We start from the raw sequence: 1,367 nt of genomic DNA on the forward strand, positions 1-1,367 counted from the left end.
GCGGCACGAACGGCGGCATGGCGGTGCAGGTCGACATAGGTTTGCATCGTCGATGTCACCTCGGGCCGGGCCGCTTTCTGACCGGTCCCGTTCTCCCACCCCTCGGCCTTGGCGATCCGGCGGGCCTCCTTGCCGGAGACATAGCCTTCATGGACGATCACCTCGCCGGTCGCGCGCACATCGATATAGACGCGCCCGCCCTTGCGCTTGCCCGCCTTCTCATATTCCCATGTCGCGAAATGTGTCGTGGGCGGCACGATGATCGCGTCGGCCCAGCCCTGTTCGACATAGGCGGCGCGGCGCGCCTCGATTTCTGCATTCTGCGCGGTCCAGAAGGCATCGGCATCGGCGACATAACGGTCCTCGCCGAACAGGTCGGCGATGGTCGCGATCCCGCTCGCGTCCACGTCGAACAGTGCATGTTTCACCGGGATCGACTGCCCGCCGAACAGCCATGCTTTCAACTGGTGGCCGGTCGGCAGATAGGCATTCTCGTCGTCGGCGAGTGCCAGCCATGCCTTTTGCTGGCTCTTGGACGCCATCGTCAGATGGCGCACGGTCGCCGCGTCGATCCGTTCCTTGCGGTAGAGATCGCGGATGGCGGGGAGCAGATTGCCGAGCGCCAGCACGCGCTTGACGGCGAGGTCGGGCAGTCCGAACGTCGCGGCGATGTCCTCCACCTTGCGGCCTTCGCGGACGAGGCGGATGAAATTCTCCCACTGCGTCACCTCGTCGGGGTCGAGTCGCGCCATGTTCTCGATCATCGACGCCTCGATGGCAGCGGCGTCGTCGTCCTCGTCGAGAATCGCGCAGGGCATCGGCTCCGGTGTCATATCGCCCGCCGCGCGCCGTTCCTCGGCAACGATCTTCGCGGCGTGGAAGCGGCGGCTTCCGGCAACGATCTCATAGCCATCGGGCGCGCAATTGGGACGGACGATGACCGGCTGGATGACGCCACGGCTGCGGACGGTCGGCAGGATGTCGGACACGTCCGGGGCCTTTTTGCTGTAACGCATATTGGCCTTGCTCACGACCAGCTTGTCGAGCGGGATAAAATCGAGTTTCATGGGTCTACTCCTTGTGAGCGCCGGTCCCGTCGCCACGGGATTCGCGGTTTCGCCGCGTCGGGACCGGTTGCCGGGGTCGTTGACCTCCCCGGCGAGGCTTGCGGCGGGACGCGCCGCGCGTCATCCGCCTTTCCCGTCCTCGGGATCGGTCGGAAGCTCGGGGACAGGCGCGGACTCGATGCGCCAGATGATGGATTGGGCTTGGCTGATCGAACCGGCACGGCGCGCGGTGTCGGCCCATACCGACAGGCTGGCGGTCGTCGAAAAGCCGATATCGCGCTCGATCTGCAAGCCGAACGA

The 1,367-nt window shown here is 65.7% G+C and carries 2 protein-coding genes; both read right to left on the reverse strand.

Annotation, left to right across the window (positions count from 1 at the left end):
* A partial coding sequence (locus IL54_RS01055) for a ParB/RepB/Spo0J family partition protein (protein WP_037472522.1) occupies nucleotides 1–1,067 on the reverse strand: 1,067 nt, incomplete at its 3' end.
* A 120-nt stretch (nucleotides 1,068–1,187) separates the two neighbouring features.
* Nucleotides 1,188–1,367: DUF2958 domain-containing protein (locus IL54_RS23590; RefSeq protein ID WP_156106049.1), on the reverse strand; the 180-nt coding region annotated here is incomplete at its 5' end.

The sequence above is a fragment of the Sphingobium sp. ba1 genome, from assembly GCF_000743655.1.
GTDB lineage: Bacteria > Pseudomonadota > Alphaproteobacteria > Sphingomonadales > Sphingomonadaceae > Sphingobium.